Source organism: Agrobacterium sp. CNPSo 2736 (assembly GCF_004005385.1).
Taxonomy (GTDB): Bacteria; Pseudomonadota; Alphaproteobacteria; order Rhizobiales; family Rhizobiaceae; genus Agrobacterium; species Agrobacterium leguminum.
Genome location: NZ_RZTX01000001.1, coordinates 500,212 through 521,477, shown reverse-complemented (window position 1 = coordinate 521,477; position 21,266 = coordinate 500,212). Strand labels below are relative to the sequence as shown.

23 protein-coding genes are annotated in these 21,266 nt (G+C 60.5%); 7 read left to right on the top strand and 16 right to left on the bottom strand.

The annotated features are described in order from the left end of the window. Positions 1 to 3 precede the first annotated feature (3 nt). Together rhaM and EM858_RS02400 are read left to right on the top strand one after the other, a co-directional pair. Positions 4 to 327: an L-rhamnose mutarotase gene (rhaM, locus tag EM858_RS02405; protein ID WP_127755676.1), complete on the top strand. Its 324-nt coding sequence runs from the start codon at positions 4 to 6 to the stop codon at positions 325 to 327. Beyond that, positions 324 to 1,706 (top strand): FGGY-family carbohydrate kinase, encoded by a 1,383-nt coding sequence (locus EM858_RS02400; RefSeq protein ID WP_127755675.1) that lies wholly within the window; start codon positions 324 to 326, stop codon positions 1,704 to 1,706. Before rhaM ends, EM858_RS02400 begins: the two co-directional genes overlap by 4 nt. 55 nt (positions 1,707 to 1,761) lie before the next feature. On the opposite strand, the gene EM858_RS02395 is transcribed toward EM858_RS02400, so the two are convergent. From EM858_RS02395 to EM858_RS02380, 4 genes are all read right to left on the bottom strand, one after another. Further along, positions 1,762 to 2,598 (bottom strand): alpha/beta hydrolase, encoded by an 837-nt coding sequence (locus EM858_RS02395; protein WP_003522568.1) that lies wholly within the window; start codon positions 2,596 to 2,598, stop codon positions 1,762 to 1,764. 254 nt (positions 2,599 to 2,852) lie between these two features. Beyond that, the gene (locus tag EM858_RS02390; RefSeq protein ID WP_080819284.1) at positions 2,853 to 3,548 is read right to left on the bottom strand and encodes an FkbM family methyltransferase; all 696 of its coding nucleotides are present in this window, start codon (positions 3,546 to 3,548) and stop codon (positions 2,853 to 2,855) included. 161 nt (positions 3,549 to 3,709) lie between these two features. Next, entirely contained in the window at positions 3,710 to 5,632 is a 1,923-nt protein-coding gene (locus EM858_RS02385) for an EAL domain-containing protein (protein WP_244557333.1), read from the bottom strand. Between the two features lie 21 nt (positions 5,633 to 5,653). Then, the gene (locus tag EM858_RS02380) at positions 5,654 to 6,160 is read right to left on the bottom strand and encodes a molybdopterin-dependent oxidoreductase (protein ID WP_065657119.1); all 507 of its coding nucleotides are present in this window, start codon (positions 6,158 to 6,160) and stop codon (positions 5,654 to 5,656) included. 617 nt (positions 6,161 to 6,777) lie between these two features. Between EM858_RS02380 and EM858_RS02375 the strand changes: the two genes are divergently transcribed. Further along, positions 6,778 to 8,214, top strand: a complete 1,437-nt coding sequence (locus tag EM858_RS02375; RefSeq protein WP_127755900.1) for an NAD-dependent succinate-semialdehyde dehydrogenase — start codon at positions 6,778 to 6,780, stop codon at positions 8,212 to 8,214. 272 nt (positions 8,215 to 8,486) lie between these two features. Beyond that, entirely contained in the window at positions 8,487 to 9,584 is a 1,098-nt protein-coding gene (locus EM858_RS02370) for a DNA alkylation repair protein (protein ID WP_127755674.1), read from the top strand. A 7-nt stretch (positions 9,585 to 9,591) separates the two neighbouring features. Here the strand turns inward: EM858_RS02370 and EM858_RS02365 are convergent, their stop codons facing one another. The 5 genes from EM858_RS02365 to EM858_RS02345 form a co-directional block, all read right to left on the bottom strand. After that, positions 9,592 to 10,617 carry a sulfate/molybdate ABC transporter ATP-binding protein gene (locus EM858_RS02365; RefSeq protein ID WP_127755673.1) on the bottom strand — a complete coding sequence of 342 codons (1,026 nt, stop codon included), beginning with the start codon at positions 10,615 to 10,617 and terminating at the stop codon, positions 9,592 to 9,594. Positions 10,618 to 10,622: 5 nt separating this feature from the next. After that, complete coding sequence (gene cysW / locus EM858_RS02360) at positions 10,623 to 11,510, bottom strand: sulfate ABC transporter permease subunit CysW (RefSeq protein WP_127755672.1); 888 nt, start codon at positions 11,508 to 11,510, stop codon at positions 10,623 to 10,625. Positions 11,511 to 11,513: 3 nt separating this feature from the next. Further along, positions 11,514 to 12,353, bottom strand: coding sequence for a sulfate ABC transporter permease subunit CysT (cysT, locus tag EM858_RS02355; RefSeq protein ID WP_078053429.1), 840 nt, complete (start codon positions 12,351 to 12,353; stop codon positions 11,514 to 11,516). 57 nt (positions 12,354 to 12,410) lie between these two features. Then, positions 12,411 to 13,397 carry a thiosulfate ABC transporter substrate-binding protein CysP gene (gene cysP, locus EM858_RS02350; protein ID WP_035264351.1) on the bottom strand — a complete coding sequence of 329 codons (987 nt, stop codon included), beginning with the start codon at positions 13,395 to 13,397 and terminating at the stop codon, positions 12,411 to 12,413. A 169-nt stretch (positions 13,398 to 13,566) separates the two neighbouring features. Further along, the gene (locus EM858_RS02345; protein ID WP_164865274.1) at positions 13,567 to 14,637 is read right to left on the bottom strand and encodes an enoyl-CoA hydratase/isomerase family protein; all 1,071 of its coding nucleotides are present in this window, start codon (positions 14,635 to 14,637) and stop codon (positions 13,567 to 13,569) included. A 283-nt stretch (positions 14,638 to 14,920) separates the two neighbouring features. Between EM858_RS02345 and EM858_RS27035 the strand changes: the two genes are divergently transcribed. Continuing rightward, positions 14,921 to 15,178, top strand: coding sequence for a DUF2934 domain-containing protein (locus EM858_RS27035; RefSeq protein ID WP_137453805.1), 258 nt, complete (start codon positions 14,921 to 14,923; stop codon positions 15,176 to 15,178). 66 nt (positions 15,179 to 15,244) lie between these two features. Here the strand turns inward: EM858_RS27035 and EM858_RS02335 are convergent, their stop codons facing one another. Continuing rightward, a complete protein-coding gene (locus tag EM858_RS02335) occupies positions 15,245 to 16,048 on the bottom strand; it encodes an SH3 domain-containing protein (RefSeq protein WP_120947755.1) in 804 nt (267 codons plus the stop codon). 257 nt (positions 16,049 to 16,305) lie between these two features. Between EM858_RS02335 and ubiG the strand changes: the two genes are divergently transcribed. Then, a complete protein-coding gene (ubiG, locus tag EM858_RS02330) occupies positions 16,306 to 17,058 on the top strand; it encodes a bifunctional 2-polyprenyl-6-hydroxyphenol methylase/3-demethylubiquinol 3-O-methyltransferase UbiG (RefSeq protein ID WP_080819291.1) in 753 nt (250 codons plus the stop codon). A 39-nt stretch (positions 17,059 to 17,097) separates the two neighbouring features. Here the strand turns inward: ubiG and EM858_RS02325 are convergent, their stop codons facing one another. The 4 genes from EM858_RS02325 to EM858_RS02310 are packed head-to-tail and all read right to left on the bottom strand — an operon-like array spanning position 17,098 to position 19,523. Next, a complete protein-coding gene (locus EM858_RS02325) occupies positions 17,098 to 17,526 on the bottom strand; it encodes a DUF1178 family protein (RefSeq protein ID WP_080819292.1) in 429 nt (142 codons plus the stop codon). After that, positions 17,523 to 18,383, bottom strand: coding sequence for a carbon-nitrogen hydrolase family protein (locus tag EM858_RS02320; protein ID WP_127755671.1), 861 nt, complete (start codon positions 18,381 to 18,383; stop codon positions 17,523 to 17,525). The genes EM858_RS02325 and EM858_RS02320 overlap by 4 nt, the downstream gene beginning before the upstream one ends. Before the next feature lie 33 nt (positions 18,384 to 18,416). Further along, the gene (grxC, locus tag EM858_RS02315; protein ID WP_003522552.1) at positions 18,417 to 18,671 is read right to left on the bottom strand and encodes a glutaredoxin 3; all 255 of its coding nucleotides are present in this window, start codon (positions 18,669 to 18,671) and stop codon (positions 18,417 to 18,419) included. A 60-nt stretch (positions 18,672 to 18,731) separates the two neighbouring features. Beyond that, on the bottom strand, positions 18,732 to 19,523 hold the full coding sequence (locus EM858_RS02310) for a ComF family protein (RefSeq protein WP_127755669.1): 792 nt from the start codon (positions 19,521 to 19,523) through the stop codon (positions 18,732 to 18,734). Between the two features lie 143 nt (positions 19,524 to 19,666). On the opposite strand from EM858_RS02310, the gene EM858_RS02305 reads away from it, so the two are divergent. Then, positions 19,667 to 20,548, top strand: coding sequence for a methyltransferase domain-containing protein (locus EM858_RS02305; protein ID WP_127755668.1), 882 nt, complete (start codon positions 19,667 to 19,669; stop codon positions 20,546 to 20,548). Positions 20,549 to 20,566: 18 nt separating this feature from the next. Here the strand turns inward: EM858_RS02305 and EM858_RS02300 are convergent, their stop codons facing one another. After that, on the bottom strand, positions 20,567 to 20,779 hold the full coding sequence (locus EM858_RS02300; protein WP_080819297.1) for a Flp family type IVb pilin: 213 nt from the start codon (positions 20,777 to 20,779) through the stop codon (positions 20,567 to 20,569). 70 nt (positions 20,780 to 20,849) lie between these two features. Then, complete coding sequence (locus tag EM858_RS02295; RefSeq protein WP_003522548.1) at positions 20,850 to 21,164, bottom strand: hypothetical protein; 315 nt, start codon at positions 21,162 to 21,164, stop codon at positions 20,850 to 20,852. Positions 21,165 to 21,266 lie beyond the last annotated feature (102 nt).

Below are 21,266 nucleotides of genomic sequence, written 5' to 3'. Positions count from 1 at the left end.
GCCATGCCTGAACTTGAAAAACACGCCTTCAAGATGAAGCTCTTTCCCGGCAAGCAGGCGGAATATAAAAAACGCCATGACGAGATATGGCCGGAACTGGTGACGCTGCTGCATGAGGCGGGTGTGAGCGATTACTCCATCCATCTCGACCCGGAAACCAACATCCTGTTCGGCTTGCTGACGCGCCCCAAGAACCACGGCATGGCGGCGCTGCCCGACCACCCCGTGATGAAGAAGTGGTGGGCGCATATGGCCGACATCATGGAGAGCAATCCCGATCATTCGCCGGTCGCAAAAGATCTGGTGACGGTGTTCCATCTGCCATGAGCGAGAGTATCAGACCGGGCCGCGTCGCGGTCATCGATATCGGCAAGACCAATGCCAAGGTCGTCGTCATCGACACCGGCAGCGGCGAGGAGATTGCCGCTGAGAAACAGGCGAACCCCGTCCTTCGCGACGGAATTTATCCGCATTACGATGTGGAAATGCTCTGGCGCTTCATTCTCTCCGCGCTTCAGCGTTTCGGCCAGAAGCCCGGTTTCGATGCGATTTCCATCACCACCCATGGCGCTTCGGCAGCACTTCTCAATGGAAATGGCGATCTCGCCATGCCGGTGCTCGATTATGAACACGGCTATCCCACAGCCATTGAGGCAGCCTATCGCGGCATCAGGCCCGATTTTGCCGAGACCGGCTCACCGCAGCTTCCCGTCGGGCTGAACCTTGGCGCGCAAATCCATTTCCAGAAAACGGCCTTTCCGGACGACTTCTCCAGAGTTCGCAGCATCGTCACCTATGCGCAATATTGGGCGGGACGGCTGACGGGCATTCAGGCCACGGAAACGACCTCGCTCGGCTGTCATACCGATCTCTGGAACCCACGGCGGAAAAGTTTCTCCTCGCTCGTCGCGCGTCTCGGTATCGAACAATTGATGGCGCCGGTTCGCTCCGCTTTCGATGTGTTGGGAACAATTCGCCCGTCGCTGGCGCTGGAAACCGGTCTTTCACCGCATATGCCGGTCTATTGTGGCATCCACGATTCCAACGCATCGCTCCTGCCGCATCTTCTGCGCCGGGACGGTGATTTTTCGGTCGTCTCCACCGGCACCTGGGTGGTGAATTTCGCCATCGGCGGCGCGACGGGCGCACTCGATCCCACCCGTGACACACTCCTGAATGTCGATGCTTTCGGCCGTCCCGTTCCCTCGTCGCGCTTCATGGGCGGCAGGGAGTATGAAATGCTGGCGCAGCAATTCGGGACAGCGGAAGACGAAGCGATAGAAGCGGCTCTCGGCGGCGTGGTTGCCAGCGGCATGATGCTGCTGCCGAGCGTCGTCAGCGGCTCCGGCCCCTTTCCGGACAAGGCGGCGCGCTGGATTGGCGATGAAAATGCCACGGCGGCGGAACGGCACGCAGCGACGTCGCTTTATCTGGCGCTGATGACCGACTGCAGCCTCTCGCTCATCGGGCGGAAAGGTCCGATCCTTGTGGAAGGCCCCTTCGCCAGCAACACCCTTTATCTGAAGGCGCTCGCCGGCTTTGCAGAGACCGAAGTAACGGCGGTAGAAGGGTCCACGGGCACCAGCGCCGGTGCGGCCCTGCTCACCGGCATCAAGCCGCTTGCCGGTCGCGAGCGCCATTTCACGCCACACGACATTCCCGGTCTCGCTTCTTACCGCAATGCCTGGCGAGGCCACATGGCCTGATGCGAAACGCAAAATGCGGCCGAATGATCGGCCGCATTGTGGTTTTGCAGAAGGATCAGCCCTTGATGAAGGCCAGAAGATCGGCGTTCAGCACATCGGCATTCACGGTCAACATGCCGTGTGAGAAGCCGGGATAGGTCTTCAGCGTGCCGTTTTTCAACAGCTTCACCGATTTCAGGGCGGAGTCGGCAATCGGCACGATCTGGTCGTCTTCACCATGCAGCACCAGCGTCGGAACGCTGATATTCTTCAGGTCCTCGGTCTGGTCGGTTTCCGAGAAGGCCTTGATGCCGTCGTAATGGGCCTTTGCGCCGCCCATCATGCCCTGACGCCACCAGTTCTGGATAACGCCTTCATGAACGGTCGCACCATCGCGGTTGAAGCCGTAGAAGGGGCCGGCCGGCACATCGCGGAAGAACTGCGCACGGTTTGCGGCGAGCGACGAGCGGAAGCCGTCAAAAACCTCCATCGGCAGACCTTCCGGATTGGCCTCGGTCTTGAGCATCAGCGGCGGCACGGCGGAAACGAGAACCGCCTTGGCGACACGGCCGGCGGGTTCGCCATGTTTTGCGACATAACGGGCGACTTCGCCGCCGCCGGTGGAATGGCCGATATGGACGGCATTCTTCAGGTCGAGAGCTTCGACGACGGCAAAGGCGTCGGCGGCGTAGTGATCCATGTCGTGACCGTCGGCAACCTGGGCGGAACGACCATGGCCACGGCGGTCATGGGCGACGACGCGAAAACCCTTGGAAACGAAGAACAGCATCTGCGCATCCCAGTCATCGGACGAGAGCGGCCAGCCATGGTGGAACATGATCGGCTGGGCATCCTTCGGGCCCCAGTCCTTGTAGAAGATTTCGGTTCCGTCTGTCGTCTTTACAAAGCCCATGATCGTTTCTCCTTCGGTTACGTTGGCATCTCCGGCACAGCCTGTTGTGCGCCGGTTTGATGGAGGGATGATGACGCAGGATAACGGTTGCAACAATTGCAACAATAATTGGGAATGAATTGCTGTTTATGAAATTATCTTCTCGACCCGCATACCAATCCCGGCACACGTGTCGACCCGCTCCGCGCCCTCATGCAAGTGTGAGAACGGAGATGACGGGCGGACGGTTCCGTGAATTCGGCGCGCCGCTGGCCTCAGTCCACCTCGGGATCGTATTCCCTCGGGCTCTCGTCCTTCGAGAACAGGACACAGGGCCCGCGTGAACCGCGCGGATCATAGGCATAACCCTTGGCGGTCAGCGCCCGCATGATATCGCGAACGCCGGCGAGACCGTAAAGATGGTCATGCAGCTCCACGAATATCCGCTCCACGCCGGTCAGATCGGCCCTGCCGAGCAGATCGCGTTCCGCACCCTCGATATCCATCACGAGCGCGGTTATGCCCCGGCTGGCGATAAATTCATCGATATTGGCGGAGGAAATTTCGATGCGTTTTTCATAGGGGCCCTGGTTTTCGTCCATGGACGACATCCAGAGATCCCTGCGGACATAAAAAGGATAGGAACTCGGCTCGTCGGCGGTGAGAAGCCCCTGCGAAAACACGACATTGCCCCGGCAATTGGCCTTGATCACCCGCTCGGCCAGCGCCGCTGTGGAAGGGTTGGCCTCGAAAGCCCAGACGGAAACATCCTCGATGCCGGCAATGATCGAGGTGATGATGCCGATACCGGAGCCCAGCTCCAGCACGCGATCGCCGGGCTTGATGGCTTTCAGGACGCTGCGGGCCTCTTTCGCCTCATAGCTGCCGTCGGTCAGCGCCTGCCAGATGACCGGCGACACCTCATCGGAAGAGAGGGGAAGGGCAACTCCATGCACGTCCAGTATTTCCATGTCTCAAGCCTTTTCGCAAAACCCGGCCGCTTCGTCGCAATGATCCCATATCGACCGGGAATGCTCTACAGCATCGTTGCGGCAACCGGTATCGGTTTTCGCAAGCAACACTATGACGTGGTAAAAATTCAAGATACGGCCGCCGCCAAAACAGGCGCGTCTCAGACAGAGCTCCAGGCCACCAGCTCCTTGGCCGGCAACGGTCTGCTGATCAGATATCCCTGAACCTGATCGCATCCCAGACGCCTGACGCATTCATATTGCTCTTCCGTCTCGATACCTTCCGCAATCGTCGTCATCCGCAGACTGCGGCCGACGCCGACCACGAATTCAACGATCGCCAGCGCGTCGCGGTCGCTGGTGATATCGCGCAGGAACGAGCGGTCGATCTTGATCTTGTCGAAGGGCACACCGCGCAGATTGGCGAGCGATGAATAACCTGTCCCGAAATCGTCCATGGCGATCTTGATGCCGACGGCCTTCAGGCGCGACAGCGTGTTGATCGTCTGGTCGCTCTTGTTGAGAAGGATCGATTCGGTGATTTCAAGCTCGAGCCGGCTTGGTTCCAGCCCGCTTTTCTCAAGCGCACCCATGACGTTCTGGATAAGGCTGGTGCTGTGGAACTGAACCGGCGACAGATTGACGGCCACCTTCATGTCCTCGTCCCAGCCCATCGCCTCGCGGCAGGCGGTTTCCATAACCCATTTTCCGAGCGAATGGATGAGACCCGTTCTTTCCGCAACGGGAATGAACACGCTGGGCGGCACATCGCCGCGCACCGGATGTTTCCAGCGCAGCAGCGCCTCGAAGCCACAGAGCTTGCGGGTCTGCGTCGCCACCTGCGGCTGGTAATAGACTTCCATCTCGTCGTTCTGCAACGCGGTCTGCAGGTCGGCCTCGAAGGATTTCTTCTCGGTCAGCTGCTTCTGCATGCGGACCTTGAAAACGCTCGCCCGACCGGGGCCGATGGCTTTCGCCTCATAAAGCGCCAGATCCGCGCGCTTGAACAATTCATCCGCATCCACTGCACCATGCGATATGGCGATGCCGATGCAGGTGCCGATTTTGACCTCCTGTTCACCCAGCTGGTAGGTGCGGCTGATCTGGTCGATGAGCTTGATGGCAAGACGGCGGGCGGCATCCTCGTTCAGATCGTCGGAGACGACGGCAAATTCGTCGCCGCCCAGGCGGCAGACCATGTCATAATCGCCGCCGATGGCCGACAGGCGCTGCGCCACGGCCTGAAGCAGCGCATCGCCGGCATCGTGGCCGAGCGTGTCGTTCACGTCCTTGAACCCATCGAGATCGAGCAGGAGGATGGCTGTCGTTCCCGTCCCGCCGAAGGATCGGCGCAACCTCTCGATCAATTCCTGCCGGAACAGCGCGCGGTTCGGCAGTCCCGTCAGCGCGTCGTGATAGGCGTCGTGTTCGAGCCGGACATTCTTCGCCTGCAATTCCAGCGTCGCGGCGCGCAGATCGTCGGTCAGGCCGCGCATGCTTTTCTGCGCACGGTTCAGAAGATCGTTCTGGCGAAGCAGCAATATGACAAGCGCGATACCGCACAGGATGAGGCCGCCCGCCAGCGCGGTATAAACGATATGCAGCTTGCGCACATCCTCATGGGCCGTATCGATCAGATTGACGTCATAAGCGACGGAAGACGAGGCAAGCGTCGTCATCGGCGCGTCGAGCGCGCTCATCGTCGCCAGCAGATCCGGAACCTCGGCCGGATCGAGGTTGTTCACCTGCTGCTCCAGACGGGCCAGAACGGCATCGAGGCGGGTTACGAGATCCCGCCACTGCTGTTTTTCATTGATGAAGGCCCCGAGGTTGCCCTGCTTCAAAAGCTCAAGGCGGCTCAGCATGATGTCCAGACGCAGTTGCAGCTCATCCCGGTCGATCTTGCCGGGATTGAACGCAAACACGGCCAGTTTGTTCTGGAGGCGCAGATATTCGGCTACGGTCTGGCTGACGGCCCAGGAATCATTGTAGCGGGCGAATTTCTGCAGAGCGGTCTGCCGCTCGGCAATGACGAAAGCGATATAGCCCGTTGCCAGGACGAAGCAACAGATGATCACCGCCACAAGTTTTCGCAAACGGCACCTTTATTCCACTATCAGTTTGGCAACTTGCCATGCGGACCGCGAATAATAGGTCTGCTTCTGCAGCTCCGGATCGCTGTCATAGGGATAGATGACGAACAACGGGCCCTTTTCGCGAACTGTCATGTAATTGCCATCCAGCTTGATCGCCAGGATAACGTTAAATTTCTTAAAATCTTCAATCGGTATAGTGCTGACATAATCGTTGAGAGCGACTGCCGTGACGCTGGTGCCCTTTGCGCCGACGACATCCATCAATTTCGCCAGCGAAACACCATCGAAACGGACGCGGCCATCATGCCAGGGCGTCGTCGTCTCCACCGCCACCATGCCGAGCGCTTCCAGCATGTCACGATCAAATACCGCGGCGCCCTCGCCATTCGTATTGGCGATGTTTCCGGATATGGTTAATATCGGTTTTCCTTGCGGTTTGGCAATTTCGCCGGCTTCGGCACAGGAAAGCCACGCGAGCGACAAGAACGCACTGAGAAGTACCCGGGCGAAACTCATACTTTTTCTCCATCGATAACGTTCAGGTCGAGGGTTTTCACCAACCTTTGAAGGTCAAGGGAACCGACGCTAGCAATATATATCAGGAATGGATGTTATATCCTTAGTGAGATTTTATCCGTATTTTCTCTAGGTTTTGAGTAAACCCTTTGGATAAGTTTTCCGTCTTATTGTATTTTTTCAGGCCACACGTCCCATTATGACACAAGCGGCAAGCTCCGGAGACCCCTCCCGATAATTCGTCAGGTGCGACAAAGGCCGAATTGTGGCGAGAGCCTTTCCGCCGTCGCGCAGCTTCATCTGATTCGCCTGAGGCAGCCGGATAAGTGACGCCCCGTCTGCGTGCCGGATTGAAATGACGAATGGCAAATTCCGCGTCACGGAAAAATCATGGCGATTGCCGGAGCGCACGGTTGAAACATACCGCCCGGACCTTAATATAAAGGCTGTCGTTTCCGTTTCCGACAATTCCAGAAGCCCCCGTCGGAAATATCCAGACACATGTTCCGCGCAGCGAAAGCCGCGATGCCGGATATCGTCCGGCCAGGAAAATTCTGTTCACGTCTCCGGGCCGGACGGCATTTCGCCGTATCGGCCGCATCATGAAGGTAGCCCCTATGCACACCTATCCCGACATCAAACTTCTCATTGATGGCGAATGGCGAGACGCCGTTTCCGGCAAGACGATCGCCGTGTCCGATCCGGCAACCGACGAGATCATCGGCGCGATTGCGCATGCCGAGAAGGAAGACCTCGATCTGGCGCTTGCCGCCGCCGAGCGCGGTTTCAGGGTGTGGCGCGACACCTCGCCCTTCGAGCGCTCGAAGATCATGCGCAGGGCGGCCGATCTCCTGCGCGAGCGCAAGGACAAGATCGCCTACATCATGACCCGCGAGCAGGGCAAGCCGCTGGCGCAATCGGGCACCGAGGTCATGGGCGCCGCCGACACCATCGACTGGTTCGCGGAAGAAGCACGCCGCACCTATGGCCAGGTCATCCCGGCGCGCGCAACCGGCGTTTCGCAGCTTGCCATCAAGCTGCCGGTCGGTCCCGTCGCGGCGTTTACGCCGTGGAACTTCCCGATCAACCAGATCGTCCGCAAGCTTTCCGCAGCGCTTGCCGCCGGCTGCTCCATCATCGTCAAGGCGCCGGAGGAAACACCCGCATCGCCGGCCGAACTGATCCGCGCCTTCGTGGATGCCGGCGTGCCGGCGGGCGTTATCGGCCTCGTTTACGGTGTTCCATCCGAGATTTCGGAATATCTGATCCCGCATCCGGTCATCCGCAAGATTTCCTTCACCGGCTCCACCCCCATCGGCAAACATCTGGCCGCACTCGCCGGCAAGCACATGAAGCGCGCCACGATGGAGCTCGGCGGCCATGCGCCGGTGATGATCTTTAACGACGCCGATATCGACAAGGCGATCGAAGTCACCTCGCTTGCCAAGTTCCGCAATGCCGGTCAGGTCTGCGTTGCCCCCACCCGCTTCCTCGTGCAGGACGGCGTGGCAGACCGTTTCCTTGAAGGTTTCGTGGAAGCGACGAAGGCCATCAAGGTCGGCAACGGGCTGGAAGACGGCGTCATCATGGGGCCGCTCGCCAATGAGCGCCGCATTCCGGCGCTGGAAGGCCTCATCAACGACGCCGTTTCCCATGGCGCGGAATTGAAGACCGGCGGCCGCCGCATCGGCAACAAGGGCAATTTCTTCGAGCCGACGGTCCTCGCCAATGTGCCGACAGCAGCAAAGATCATGAACGACGAGCCTTTCGGCCCGGTCGCGATCATCAACCGCTTCTCGACCTTCGATGACGCTGTCACCGAAGCGAACCGTCTCCCCTTCGGCCTTGCCTCCTACGCCTTCACCGGTTCGGTCAAGACCGCGCATGCCCTTAGCCATCAGGTCGAAGCAGGCATGCTGACCATCAACCATAACGGCCTTGCCCTTCCCGAAGTCCCCTTCGGCGGCATCAAGGATTCCGGTTATGGTACGGAAGGCGGCTCGGAAGCCGTTCAGGCCTATCTGGAGACCAAATTCGTCAGCCAGATGAGCTGACGCTTTTTTGGCGAACCCGGAGCATCCGCACCTTCGTCACCCCGGCCTCGAGCCGGGGTCCAGCCAGCCCAAGTCCTTGGGCTGAAAAGACTCTATTCGCCGCGCAGACGCGCGTCGGCGGGATGCCGGATCTAGTCCGGCATGACGGAAGAGAGGCCTTATTGATCTGAGAACAGGCAAAATTGGCCACAGCGTTTTTTCGCTGCTCCGGTCCTGCTTGCTTTCGCCTGCATCATCCCCTAAAAGAACAAAAAGTGAACTCTGAGGGCGATATGAGCGACGCGGCGGCACCGGCATTGAAGGAAATCTTCAACCGCGAGAAACTGCGGCATATCGCCGATGAGACCAAGGCCGTTCATCCGCCATTTGACGTTTCCGCCTTCATGGCGCTCGCCACCGAAAACCTTGAAGCGCTGGGCATCATGCAGCGCATGCGGCAGGTGGCGACGAGCCTGCATGCGACGCTTCCCGGCGACTATGCCCGCAACATCGAAATCCTGACCGCCGCAGCGCCGGGCATCGGCAACGGTTTCGCCTCCATTTCGCTGCCGGAATATGTGGCGCTTTACGGCCTTGATGATTTCGATCTTTCCATGGAAGCGCTGCATTATTTCACCCGCGTCGGCTCCTCGGAATTCGCCATCCGGCATTTCCTGCAAAAGGATATGGCCCGAACCCTCGCCGTGATGGAAGCATGGTCGCGGCACGAGAACGAACATGTGCGGCGGCTGGCGAGCGAAGGCTGCCGGCCGCGTCTGCCATGGTCGTTCCAGCTCAAACCCCTGATCGAAGATCCCTCGCCGGTCACCGCAATTCTCGACACGATGAAAGCCGACGAGGCGCTTTACGTGCGCAAATCCGTCGCCAACCATCTGAACGACATCACCAAGGACAATCCCGCTTTCGTGCTGGCGCTGATCGATACATGGCCGAAGGACAATCCGCATACACGCTGGATCACGCGGCAGGCCCTGCGCACATTGATCAAGAAGGGCGATGCCGCAGCGCTTGCCCATCTAGGCGCGCATGAGGAAGCGGAAATTTCCCTTGCGGCGTTTCAGGTTACGCCGGACAAGGTTGCGCTCGGCAATCCGGTGCGGATTGCAGCCTCTTTCACCTCGACGACGAAACGGCCGCAGAAACTGGTGATCGACTACGCCGTGCACTACGTGAAGAAGAGCGGCGACGCCTCCGCGAAAGTCTTCAAGTGGAAAGAGATCGAACTTCAGCCTGGCGAGACATGCGCGCTGTCGATCAGCCGCGCCATACGCGATTTCACGACCCGCAAGCACTATCCCGGCATCCACAGGGTCGACCTGACGATCAACGGCAAGCTTGTGGCAGAAAGCGCCTTCCAGCTTCTGGGCTGATAGCGCCTCACACCGCCGGGAAAATCTTCGCCCGGCGGATGATGACGGAACCGCGGTCTCCGGCGGCAACATCGTTTTCCGGCGGCACGTCGAATTCCAGAAGGTCGCCGCCGTCGGTGCTGGCGATCACCCGCCGCTCGCCCGCGCGGTCGAGAACCCGCGCCACAGAGGCCGGAATGCCCTCATGCAGATCTTCCCACTCCAGATCGCCGGGGCGGGCATAGATGTCCACCGCGCCATCGCCTTGCGCGTAGGAGAAAGGCAGCTCGCTTTCGCCGACATAGACCTTGCCGCCGCGCGCCACGCCGGACACCCGGTTGGCATCGCCCAGAAAGCGCATGACGAAGGCGCTGTTCGGCTGGCGGCAGACCTCCTTCGGCGTGCCCTGCTGTACGATCTCGCCCTGATTGAGGATGACGACACGGTCGGCAAGATCGAGCGCTTCTTCCTGGTCATGCGTCACGAAAATCGTGGTGATGCCGAGCGAATCGTGAATCTCGCGCAGCCAGCGGCGCAGGTCGCGGCGCACATTGGCGTCCAGCGCCCCGAAGGGCTCATCGAGCAGAAGCACCTTCGGATCGACCGAGAGGGCACGCGCCAGCGCCACGCGCTGCCGCTGGCCGCCGGAAATCTGCGCCGGGAAACGGTCGCCCAGGCCATCGAGCTTTACCAGCCGCAGAAGCTCCTCGACGCGGGCATCGATCGCCGCCTTGTCCCGCTTCACCTTCGAAACCTTCATGCCGAAAGCGATGTTTTGATGCAGGGTCATATGCGGAAAGAGCGCGTAATGCTGGAATACGAAACCGACGCCGCGGTCCCGCACCGGAATATTGGTGGCGTCCTCGTCGCCGAAAAAGATACGGCCGCCATCGCTATATTCGAGACCGGCAACCATGCGCAAAATCGTGGTCTTGCCGGAGCCTGAAGGACCGAGCAGCGCCAGAAGCTCGCCGCTTTCGATATCCAGCGAAACATCGCGCACGGCGCGGAAGGTATCGAAGGTCTTCACCACATTTTCGAGGCGGATTTTCATGGGAATCAGGTCTCCGTGGCGATGGCGGCATCGCCGTTGGTCTTCTTGGCCCCGCGCCCCGCGCCGCGCCGTTCCAGCGCCACCTTGGCGATGATGGTGACGACGGCGAGCAAGGCGAGGATCGAGGCCGAGGCGAAGGCGCCGGCCGTCTGGTAATCGTGGTAAAGCAGCTCGATATGCAGCGGCAGAGTATTGGTCTGGCCGCGAATATTGCCCGATACGACCGATACCGCGCCGAATTCACCCATCACGCGGGCGTTGCACAGCACGACGCCGTAAAGCAGCGCCCATTTGATGTTCGGCAAGGTGACCGAAAAGAAGGTGCGCCAGCCGGAGGCGCCAAGCGAGGTCGCCGCCTCCTCCAGATCGCGGCCCTGCGCCTGCATCAGCGGGATAAGTTCCCGCGCCACGAAAGGTGCTGTGACGAACATCGAGGCGATGACGATGCCGGGCAGCGCAAAAAGTATCTTGATGTCATGCGCATCGAGGAACGGGCCGAACAGCCCCTGCAGGCCGTAAACGAAAAGATAGGCGACACCCGCGACGATGGGCGAGATGGAAAAGGGTATCTCGATCAGCACCAGCAGGAAGCGTCGACCGGGGAAATCGAACTTGGTGATCGACCATGCGGCCGCAACACCGAAGGCCGTATTCACCGGCACGGCGATCAGCGCCGTCAGCACCGTCAGCATGATGGCGTGGCGGGTATCGGGATGGGTGATGGTGGCCGTATAGGCCTTCCAGCCCTGCGAAAACGCCTCGACGCCGATGATGATAAGCGGCGCCAGGACCAACAGGGCGCCGATGACCAGCACAAAAGAAATCAGGCTGCGGCGAACGAGAGGCGCGTCACCCACGCGTGGCGGTTTGCGATGTGAAGAAACGGTGCTCATCTCTCAGCCCCTCACCGTATAACGAAGCGCGCGCGCCTGCAGATAGTTGGTTACCGCCAGCATCACGAAGGCGGTGATGAGCAGCACGGAGGCGATGGCGGCCGCCGCCTGATAGTCATATTCCTCCAGCCGGATGAAGATCAGCAGCGCCGTGATTTCCGTCGAAAACGGCTGATTGCCGGCGATGAAGATGATCGCCCCGAATTCGCCGAGGCTGCGGGCGAAGGAGAGCGACAGACCGGCGAGCAACGCCGGCGTCAACAGCGGCAGGATGATCTTGCGGAAAATTTCGAGATCGGAACCGCCGAGCGATTGCGCCGCTTCCTCAAGCGCCGGATCGAGGTCTTCCAGCACCGGCTGCACGGTACGCACGATGAAGGGCAGGCTGGTAAAGGCCATCGCCACCATGATGCCAAGCGGCGTGTAGGCCACCTTGATGCCGAATTGCGAAAGCACCGAGCCGAACCAGCCATTACCTGCGAACAGTGTCGTCAGCGCAATGCCGGCAACGGCGGTCGGAAGCGCAAAAGGCAGATCGACGATGGCGTCGACGATGCGCCAGCCGGGAAAGCGGTAACGCGTCAGCACCCAGGCGAGCGCCAGCCCGAAGATGACGTTGAACAGCGTGGCGGCGAGCGCGCAGAGCACGGTAACACGATAACTGGCCACGGCGCGCGGCGAGGAGATGATCGACCAATATTCGGCAGGGCCGAGGCTTGCCGCCTTGAACACCAGCGCCGAGAGCGGCAGAAGCACGATGATGGCAACGTAAGTCAGGGTAACGCCAAGGGACAATTTTAGCCCCGGCAGAACATTCCGCTTCAAACCCCGCCCCCCATTCATCAAAAAGCGACCCGGCGGTTTCCCGCCGGGTCTTTTACCTGTTGCGTATCGCTGTGATTAACGGCTGCCGTAAAGCGTATCAAGCGTCGCGCCGGATGCAAAATGCTCTTTCTGGATTTTGTCCCAGCCGCCGAAGACATCATCGACGTTGACGAGGCGAATCGCCGGGAACTTGTCCTTGAATTCGCCGACGACCTTTTCATTGTGGACACGGTGGCCGAATTCGGCGGCGATGCGCTGGCCTTCCTCGGTATAGAGGAAATCGAGGTAGCTCTTCGCCAGATCGCGCGAGCCGCGCTTGTCGACGACCTTGTCCACCACGGCGACCGGAAATTCGGCCAGCAGGCTGACGGAGGGCACGACGCCTTCCACCTTGTCTGCGCCATATTGCTTGGCGATGCCGCGGGTCTCGGCTTCGAAGGTGATAAGCACGTCGCCGATTTCACGCTCAACGAAGGTGGTGGTGGCGGCGCGGCCTCCCGTGTCGAACACCGGCGTATTGTCGAAGATTTTCTTGACGAATGCCTGAACCTTCGCGTCGTCGCCGTTGAACTTCTCCTTGGCGTAAGCGGTGGCGGCGAGATAGGTGTAACGGGCGTTACCCGAGGTCTTCGGATTGGGGAAAACGATCTTCACATCGTCGCGGGCAAGATCGTCCCAGTCCTTGATACCCTTGGGATTGCCGGCGCGCACGAGGAACGACGGGAAGGAATAGAAGGGCGATGCGTCGTTCGCAAAATCCTTCTTCCAGTCGGCGGAAACGAAGCCCTGCTTCACCAGAAAATCGACATCGGTGACCTGATTGAAGGTGACGACATCGGCTTCCAGACCCTCGACGATGGCGCGCGCCTGCTTGGAGGTGCCGGCATGCGACTGATCGACGGTGACGCCCGGATGCAGCTTGATGAACGCCTCGTTCTCGGCGGCGAAAACTTCGCGGGCGACATCGTAGGATGCGTTGAGAATGGTGGTCGGAGACTGCGCCTGCGCCGCACCTGCAAAAAGAGCGGCGATGGCAGTACCGATAATGAGAAGACGTTTCATGAATACCCCCGGCAATTCGAATGGTGCTCAACATAGCGGGCGGCGGCAACGCCCGCGAGAAACAGCCATGCTTTCCGGGCGCACGGATTGGAAATTTCGCCCAAAGAATGCCGGCTCCGCAGGCGATGATTTCATATACGGCAAGAAGCCGGATTTCTTTTGCGCCGACCTAAAGACGATGATCTGGAAACAGATTGCCGGAATGCGCGGCAAGATAAGGCGCAATGTCCTCCTCCCTCACCTCCTCCAGCCGTGCCGGTTGCCAGCGGGGATTGCGGTCCTTGTCGACCAGCGCCGCACGCACGCCTTCGTAAAAATCATGCTGGCGCAATATTTCCGTGCCGGCGGCAAATTCCCGCTCCAGGCATTCGATGAGGCTCGCGCTTTCCCGGCCGAGGCGCAGCAGCTTCAGGGTCAGTTTCAGACTGATGGGGGAGCGTTTTTGCAGGACCTCGAGGGTTTCGCGCGAAAACGCATCCTGGCGCGCCGCAAGTGCCTCGAAAATCTCCTCGACCGTGTCGAAATGGAATGTCGCGTCGATGATATCCCGATTTATGGATAAAACGCCTTCACCGGCCTCGACGGCGTGCGCCGCAATCGCCGTCTCGATACTGTCAGTATCCGCGGCTTGCGACAGGTCTTGGACCAACCCGTCGAGACGGTCCGAAGGAACGAGATAGTCGGCAAAACCAGCATAGATGGCATCGGCAGCGGTAACGGCATTGCCCGTCAACCCCAGCCAGGTGCCGCATTCGCCCGGCGCCCGTGGCAAAAGCCAGGAACCGCCGACATCCGGGAAATAACCGATGCCGGTTTCCGGCATGGCGAGTTTTGTGCGCTCCGTGACGATGCGGTGGCTGCCATGGGCTGAAATGCCGACACCGCCGCCCATGACGATGCCGTCCATCAGGGCGATATAGGGTTTGCCGAAGCGGGCGATGCGATAGTTGAGCGGAAATTCTTCCCGCCAGAAATCAAGCACCTGCGGGTCGCCCGCCTTGCCGAGATCGTGAATGATGCGGACATCGCCCCCGGCGCAAAGCCCCCTGTCGCCTTCCCCTGTAAGAACCACACAGGAAACACCGGCATCCTCTTCGAAACGCTGAAGCGCCTGAAACAGGTCGCGCACCATTGGCAAGGTCAGGCTGTTGATGGCCTTCGGGCGGTTGAGGCGAATGATGCCTGCCCCTCCCCGTTTTTCGACGATGACCTGCGCATCCGCTTCCATTCTCTGTTCCAAGACCGCCTCCTCCGCTGCCCATTCATCCGGCCATCTTGGCGGCCCCGGCGCGATCACGCAACGTTGATCTTGTTCTGCGGGAACGTCTTTCGCTCAAACCGCTTTAACGGGGAGAAAATGCCGGAAATCCGCTTTCGCAATGCAGCATGTTTGCTTGACGCCCGGAAAATCATGGCATGTAATGGGTTCTGGAAATGCCGGCATTGATTCCTGTCGAGCGTGTGCCGGACCAAGCGGAATGTCGCCTTCTCATAGGCGCTGTAAACAGCAACGGGAGACGAGCATGCAGGTTTCGGAACACGAATGGATCAGTAAACGGGCATATACACTCTGGGAAAAGGAAGGCCACCCCCATGGGCGCGACGCGCACCATTGGGAACAGGCCAAGCATGAATTTTCGCTGCTGAAGACATCGGAAGCGACGAAACCCGCAACGCGCAAGAAGGCCGCTCCCAAGGCCGCTGCTGCAGAAGCCGCACTGGATGCCGAAGCCCCGGCAAAACCCAAGGCCCGTGCCCGCAAGGCTGCCGCCGCGAAGTAGCGGCTCGTAAAGCCAAGTTGAAGCCATAAATGAAAAAGCCCGACAATCATGCCGGGCTTTGTCTGTTTAGCGGGGGTCACAACCCGGATCGCCGATCCGGCAGCCATCGCGGAAATTTTCCGAGGCAGGCGCACGGCGCGGGTCATCCCACTGGCGACGCTCTGGGCGGCGCTGGCCTTCATCCTGGTTCTGCTGGCCATCGCGGTTGCGGTCGCGGCTTTCCTCTTCGAAGCGGCGGCGGTCGTCGTCGCGACGCGGCCTGTCCTGATTTCTGTCACCCTGATTCCAGTCGCCGTAGCGACGTTCCCAGCGGCCGTCGTTCGGGCCACCCTGACGGGGATCACGCCACTCGTCGCGGCGACCATCACGCCAGTCGTCCCGGCGGCCATCACGCCACTCGTCACGCGGACGTGGGCGGTCCCAGCCGGCACTCGGAGGCGGGGCGTTCCAGTAACCGCCGGACGGCGGCGGACGGCGCCAGCGGTCGCGCTCGCGGTAGAAGTCGCGGTCGCGATAATAGCGGTCCCAATAACGGCCGACTTCGAAGGTGATCACCGGCACGCCGAGATCGCGGTAATAGCGCGGTTCGACATAGACCCGGTTTTGCCGGTAGGTCGTGGCAATATAACGCCCGGCCACCCAGCCGCGGCCGCCCACGAACGAGACATCGCACCACGGCGTATCGGACAAGCAACCATGGACGGTGAGCGGCGCGCCATTCGGAATAACCACGACGGCCGGATAGGCCGTGCTCGGGCCGGAGCGCATATTCACATTCGCGGTGGCGAAACCCCGCGTCGCAGCTTCGGCAAGTGCCGGCGCGGCGAGCATGGCCACCAGCGCAATTGCGCCAAACAGTTTTTTCTTCACTTCTTTCTCCTCAAGCAAAGGCCCGCTTTGCCCTTGTCGGCATCCACCATGTTCGATGGACGAGTATGCGTTCCGCATACTGCCACGATCGGAAAATACGCGGTTCTGCATGAACGCAGCATGAAACAAATGAGACGCCCCATCAGTTCCACCTGCGGCAATGAGCGCCCGATAAATCGCCGCCCGAATGGACCGCCGGTCTTGACTTCGGGGGGCAATCATCCGACTTCAATGCAACAGCAATATGGAGCAGAACCATGAGCGAAACCGCACAGACGACCGTCGACCAGAGCGAAGTGGATCGCTTCTCCGCGATGGCTGCGGAGTGGTGGAGCCCGACCGGCAAGTTCCGCCCGCTGCACAAGTTCAATCCGGTGCGGCTCGAATATATCCGCAACCGCATCTGCGAGAATTTCGGCCGCGACCCGAAGGTGCACCGCCCGCTGGAAGGGCTGCGCATATTGGATATCGGCTGCGGCGGCGGCCTTCTCTCCGAACCCGTTGCACGCATGGGCGCGGATGTGGTGGGCGCCGATCCCTCGGAAAAGAATATCGGCATAGCCTCCACCCATGCCCGCGAAAGCGGGGTCAGCGTCGATTACCGCGCCGTGACCGCCGAGCAGTTGCAGGAAGCCGGCGAAACCTTCGACGTCATCCTCAACATGGAGGTGGTCGAGCATGTGGCCAATGTCGATTTCTTCGTCACCACCTGCGCGAAAATGGTGCGCCCCGGCGGCCTGATGTTCGCCGCCACCATCAACCGCACGCTCAAAGCCCGGGCCTTGGCGATCTTCGCCGCCGAAAACGTGCTGCGCTGGCTGCCGCGCGGCACGCACCAATATGAAAAGCTCGTTCGCCCGGAAGAGCTCGAGCGGCCGCTGGTGGCGAGCGGCATGGATATCGTCCACCGCACCGGCGTCTTCTACAACGTGCTGCAGGATCGCTGGAATCTTTCGCCGGATATGGATGTCAACTACATGATGCTGGCGAAGCGGCCGGCGCAGGGGTAAACCCCGGACGCTATTTGAATGACGTCGTCCTAAAGAAGTTCAGTTGACGTCGTCAGGCAGTGTCGGCAGCGGCGCGATCTCGATACCCTCGTCCAGCAGGGCCTTGGCGTCCTGCGCCGAGGCATTGCCGATGATGCCGCGCTCATCCGCTTCACCATAGTGGATCTTGCGGGCTTCTTCGGGAAATTTATCGCCGACATCTTCCGCATTGGCGCGGATATTGGCAACGGCCTCGCGGATTTTCGCAAGGGCCTCTTTTCGGGCGGTATCCATGGCGAGCGTCTGGCGTTCGTCTTTCTTGCGGGCGGTGGAAACCGAAGGCGCCATCAACAGCTTGGAGACCTGCACGGAGTTGCAGACCGGACAGGACAGGAAACCGTGCTGCAACTGATCGTCGAAATCGTCGCTGCCGGCAAACCAGCCTTCGAACTCATGGCCCTTTTCACAGGCCAGCGCATAACGGATCACGCCGCTTCACCTCCGGCAGGTTTCAGGGGAATAACCGTGTCCAGACCGAACTCGCGGGCATTGCGCAGATTGGGAATCTTGCCACGCGCAGCCGCAACGAGTGACGTGTCGATGTCGGCGAAGATGATTTCCTCTCCGGCGCCGCCGGCAACGGCCAGAACCTTGCCCCACGGGTCGATGATGATGGAATGGCCAAAGGTCTCCCGCCCGTCCTCATGCACGCCGGCCTGCGCGGCGGCGATGACAAAAGCGCCGTTTTCGATGGCGCGGGCGCGTAGCAGGATCTCCCAATGGGCCTCCCCCGTCTGTCGGGTGAAAGCCGCCGGAACGGTTAGAACCTCCGCACCTGCCAGCGCTTCCGCGCGGAAAAGCTGCGGGAAACGGACGTCATAGCAGATTGCGAAGCCGAATTTCCCCAGCGGAAGTTCGGCGATACGCGCCACTTCGCCGGGTTGATAAGCAGCGCTTTCACGCCAGCTTTCACCATTGTCGAGATCGACATCGAACATGTGGATCTTGTCATAGCTGCAGATGCGCGAACCATCCGGCGCGAAGAGAAAACCGCGATTGGCGATCTTGCCATCCGGGCGGGCAATGGCCGTGGAACCGATATGGACATGAATTCCGAGTTCGCGGGCAAGACGGGCGGCCGTCGCAACGATGATATCGCCATCGTCATCACGCAGTTGCGCGCGCAGCGCCTGCCTGTCCTTCTGGATCGCGCCCGTCATTTCCGGGGTCTGCACATAAACGGCGCCCTCGGCCGCAGCCGCACGCACCAGCCGTTCCATATCGGCGGCGTTTCTTGCCGGATCGACGCCGGAGCGCATCTGAATGGCGGCAGCCTTGAAACTCATCACATCCTCCATACCCGCGAGAATCGCGGCCGATCAGGCGGCCAGCAGCGCGTCCAGTTTACCGGCGCGCTCCAGCGCGTGCAGATCGTCGCAGCCGCCCACATGCTGGCCGTTGATGAAGATCTGCGGGAACGTCGTTCCGCCCGATTTTTCGATCATTTCCTGTCGGTATTCCGGTGTCGTCGTGGCGTTATATTCGGCATAATCCACGCCCTTGCTGTCCAGCAGCGCCTTGGCGCGTGCGCAATAACCACAAAAATCCCGCGTATAGATCGTCACCGGTGCCATGTTTTCAAAGCCCTCGCAAACGTGCGGTAAAACGCACGATAAACTCATGTCATTCAGGTTTCATATAGGCCCGGAAATGGCCATTGCAAAGGTCAAAACCGTCACATCCGCGGCACCGGCCCCGCGCAGGGCGCGGCTTGCCGCACCCACCGTCGCGCCGGTGGTGTAGACGTCGTCCACCAGCACCACGCGCCTGCCATGGACATCGGTTTCCCGGCCGGGCGCGAGCGCGAAAGCGCCGCGCACATTGTCCCGCCGGGCAAGCGCGGAAAGCCCCACCTGCCGCTCTGTCGGCTTCACGCGCAGCAGCGTGCCGGCAAGCAAGGGCTTGCCGGAGGCCCTGGCCAGATGCCGCGCCAGTTCGGCGGATTGATTGAAGCGGCGGCGCAGGAAACGGTTGCGATGCAATGGAACGGGCACGATGCAATCGCAGGCATCCACCGTTCCGTCGCTTGCCCTCAGCATCCACAGCGCCATCAGGCGGGCGAGATCGGTCCGGTCCTGATATTTCAGCCGGTGCACCAGCTTGCGGGCGGTTCCCTCATGACTTGCGACGGCGCGCAGCCGGTCAAAAGGCGGTGGTTCGGCAATCGCCTGCGCGCTCACGAAACCATCTCCGTGATCCCGCGCGAAGGGAAAGCCCAGAACCTCGCAAAAAGGGCGATCGATAAAGGCCACATCGCGCCAGCAATCCGCGCATAAGGCGCCCTCGTCGCCGGTCATGCGGGTGCAGCCCGCGCAGGTTGGCGGGTAGACCATACGAAAGACCGCACGCCACATGTCTCCCGCCGCCGCCGGCACGGCCGCAGACTTCGACAGCAAACCTGAAAACAGACTTTCACCAGCACCCATGAGGTTGACTTTACCGCCGAACGGGTGCCTTTGCGAGAGCGATAGTTCCCTCCCGACACCGGGAAAACGATGCCCCCAGCGGCATGAGACCAACGATACGGCCCGCCGATCCCGAAGGCGTTTGAGGCCGAGCAGGCAAGACGATGGATATTCTCTTTGACCAGGCCCTGATCGAACAAAACCGTCGCCGGGCGTGGAACCGGCGCGACGACAAGGCCCTGTTTCTTCTCGATATGGCGGCCGAAGAGCTGGCCGACAGGCTTGCCATCGTCGAGCGCCAGTTCGAGACCGCCATCGAACTTCACGGCGGCACCGGCGTCACCGCCCGGCGGCTGGCAGAAACCGGCAAGGTGGATAGCATTCGCCGTATCGAAACCGAGAGCTCTTTTGCGACGGATGCGAATATTCCCGAGGCGGCTTCCATGGAGCATCTGCCGCTTGAGGAGGCCTCCGCCAACCTCATCGTTTCACCGCTTGCCCTGCATCTGACCAACGACACGCCCGGCGCGCTGATCCAGATCCGGCGGGCATTGAAACCGGACGGCCTGTTTCTCGGCGCCATTCCCGGCAGCGGCACCCTGCAGGAACTGCGCGACGTGCTGCTCACCGCCGAGGCGGAGCTGACCGGAGGCGCCAGCCCGCGCGTCATTCCCTTCGCCGATGTGCGTGATGTCGGCGCGCTTTTGCAGCGCGCCGGCTTTGCGCTCCCCGTGACCGATGCGGAAAGCTACACGGTGCGTTACGATTCGATTTTCCCGCTGATGCGCGACCTGCGCGCCATGGGCATGGCCAATCCGCTGGCAAGCCGCAGCAGAAAACCGCTCAACCGCGCCTTTTTCCTGCGCGCAGCGGAGCTTTACGCCGAGCGATATTCCGATCCTGACGGGCGGATAAGGGCGACATTTTCCATCATCTATGTATCAGGCTGGGCGCCGCACGAAAGCCAGCAGAAGCCGCTGAAACCCGGCTCCGCCAAGGTGCGGCTTGCCGATGCCTTAAAGACAACCGAGGTGAAGCTGTCCTGAGCGATCAGCCGAAAGACTTCAACTCGCCAAAGTGTCTACGATGAACTGAAACACGGCATTGATATTGCTGCTGATGCTGCCTGCGCCAGCGATGAGGGCGGCGGAAATCAGCCCGACAATCAAGCCGTATTCAACCGCTGTGGCGCCGTCTTCGCTTTTGCAAAAATCGATAAAAAAATGCAGCACAGGATATTCCCCATCCGCCATCCGGTGCGTTGCGACAACCGGCATCCACCCTGTTGAAATCAACTCTATCCTAGGTCGGCGATGTGAGGAATGCGTTACCTTTGATGGTAAACGATCAGCAACCGCTCTCGTTGCTATAACCCGTGACCACGCAGGGCATTTCCGGCATCGGCTGGGTGATGCTGCGACGGATCGAATAGGTCTTGCCCACATCGGTCTTCTTGATGGAGCCCGTGCTGATCATGTCGTAATTGTCAGGAAACTGCGCCACCCGCGTGGAGGATTTTCCGGCAAGCATGGGAGTGACGATGAGCGAGAGCGCGATAACCGCCGTGCCGAAAAGCAGCGCCACATTGAGCACGCCGGTGCGACGGGATTTGTCGGAATACAAGTGACGACCTTCCACCGTCTTCCAGAAATCCTCGTTCATGACCAACCTCGTCTCGCGCAGTTTACCGCTTCTTTAGCTTAACAATCTGCCAGAGGGTGCTGAACGATCTCTTAACACAGCCCCGTTTTGGCACGGCAAAGC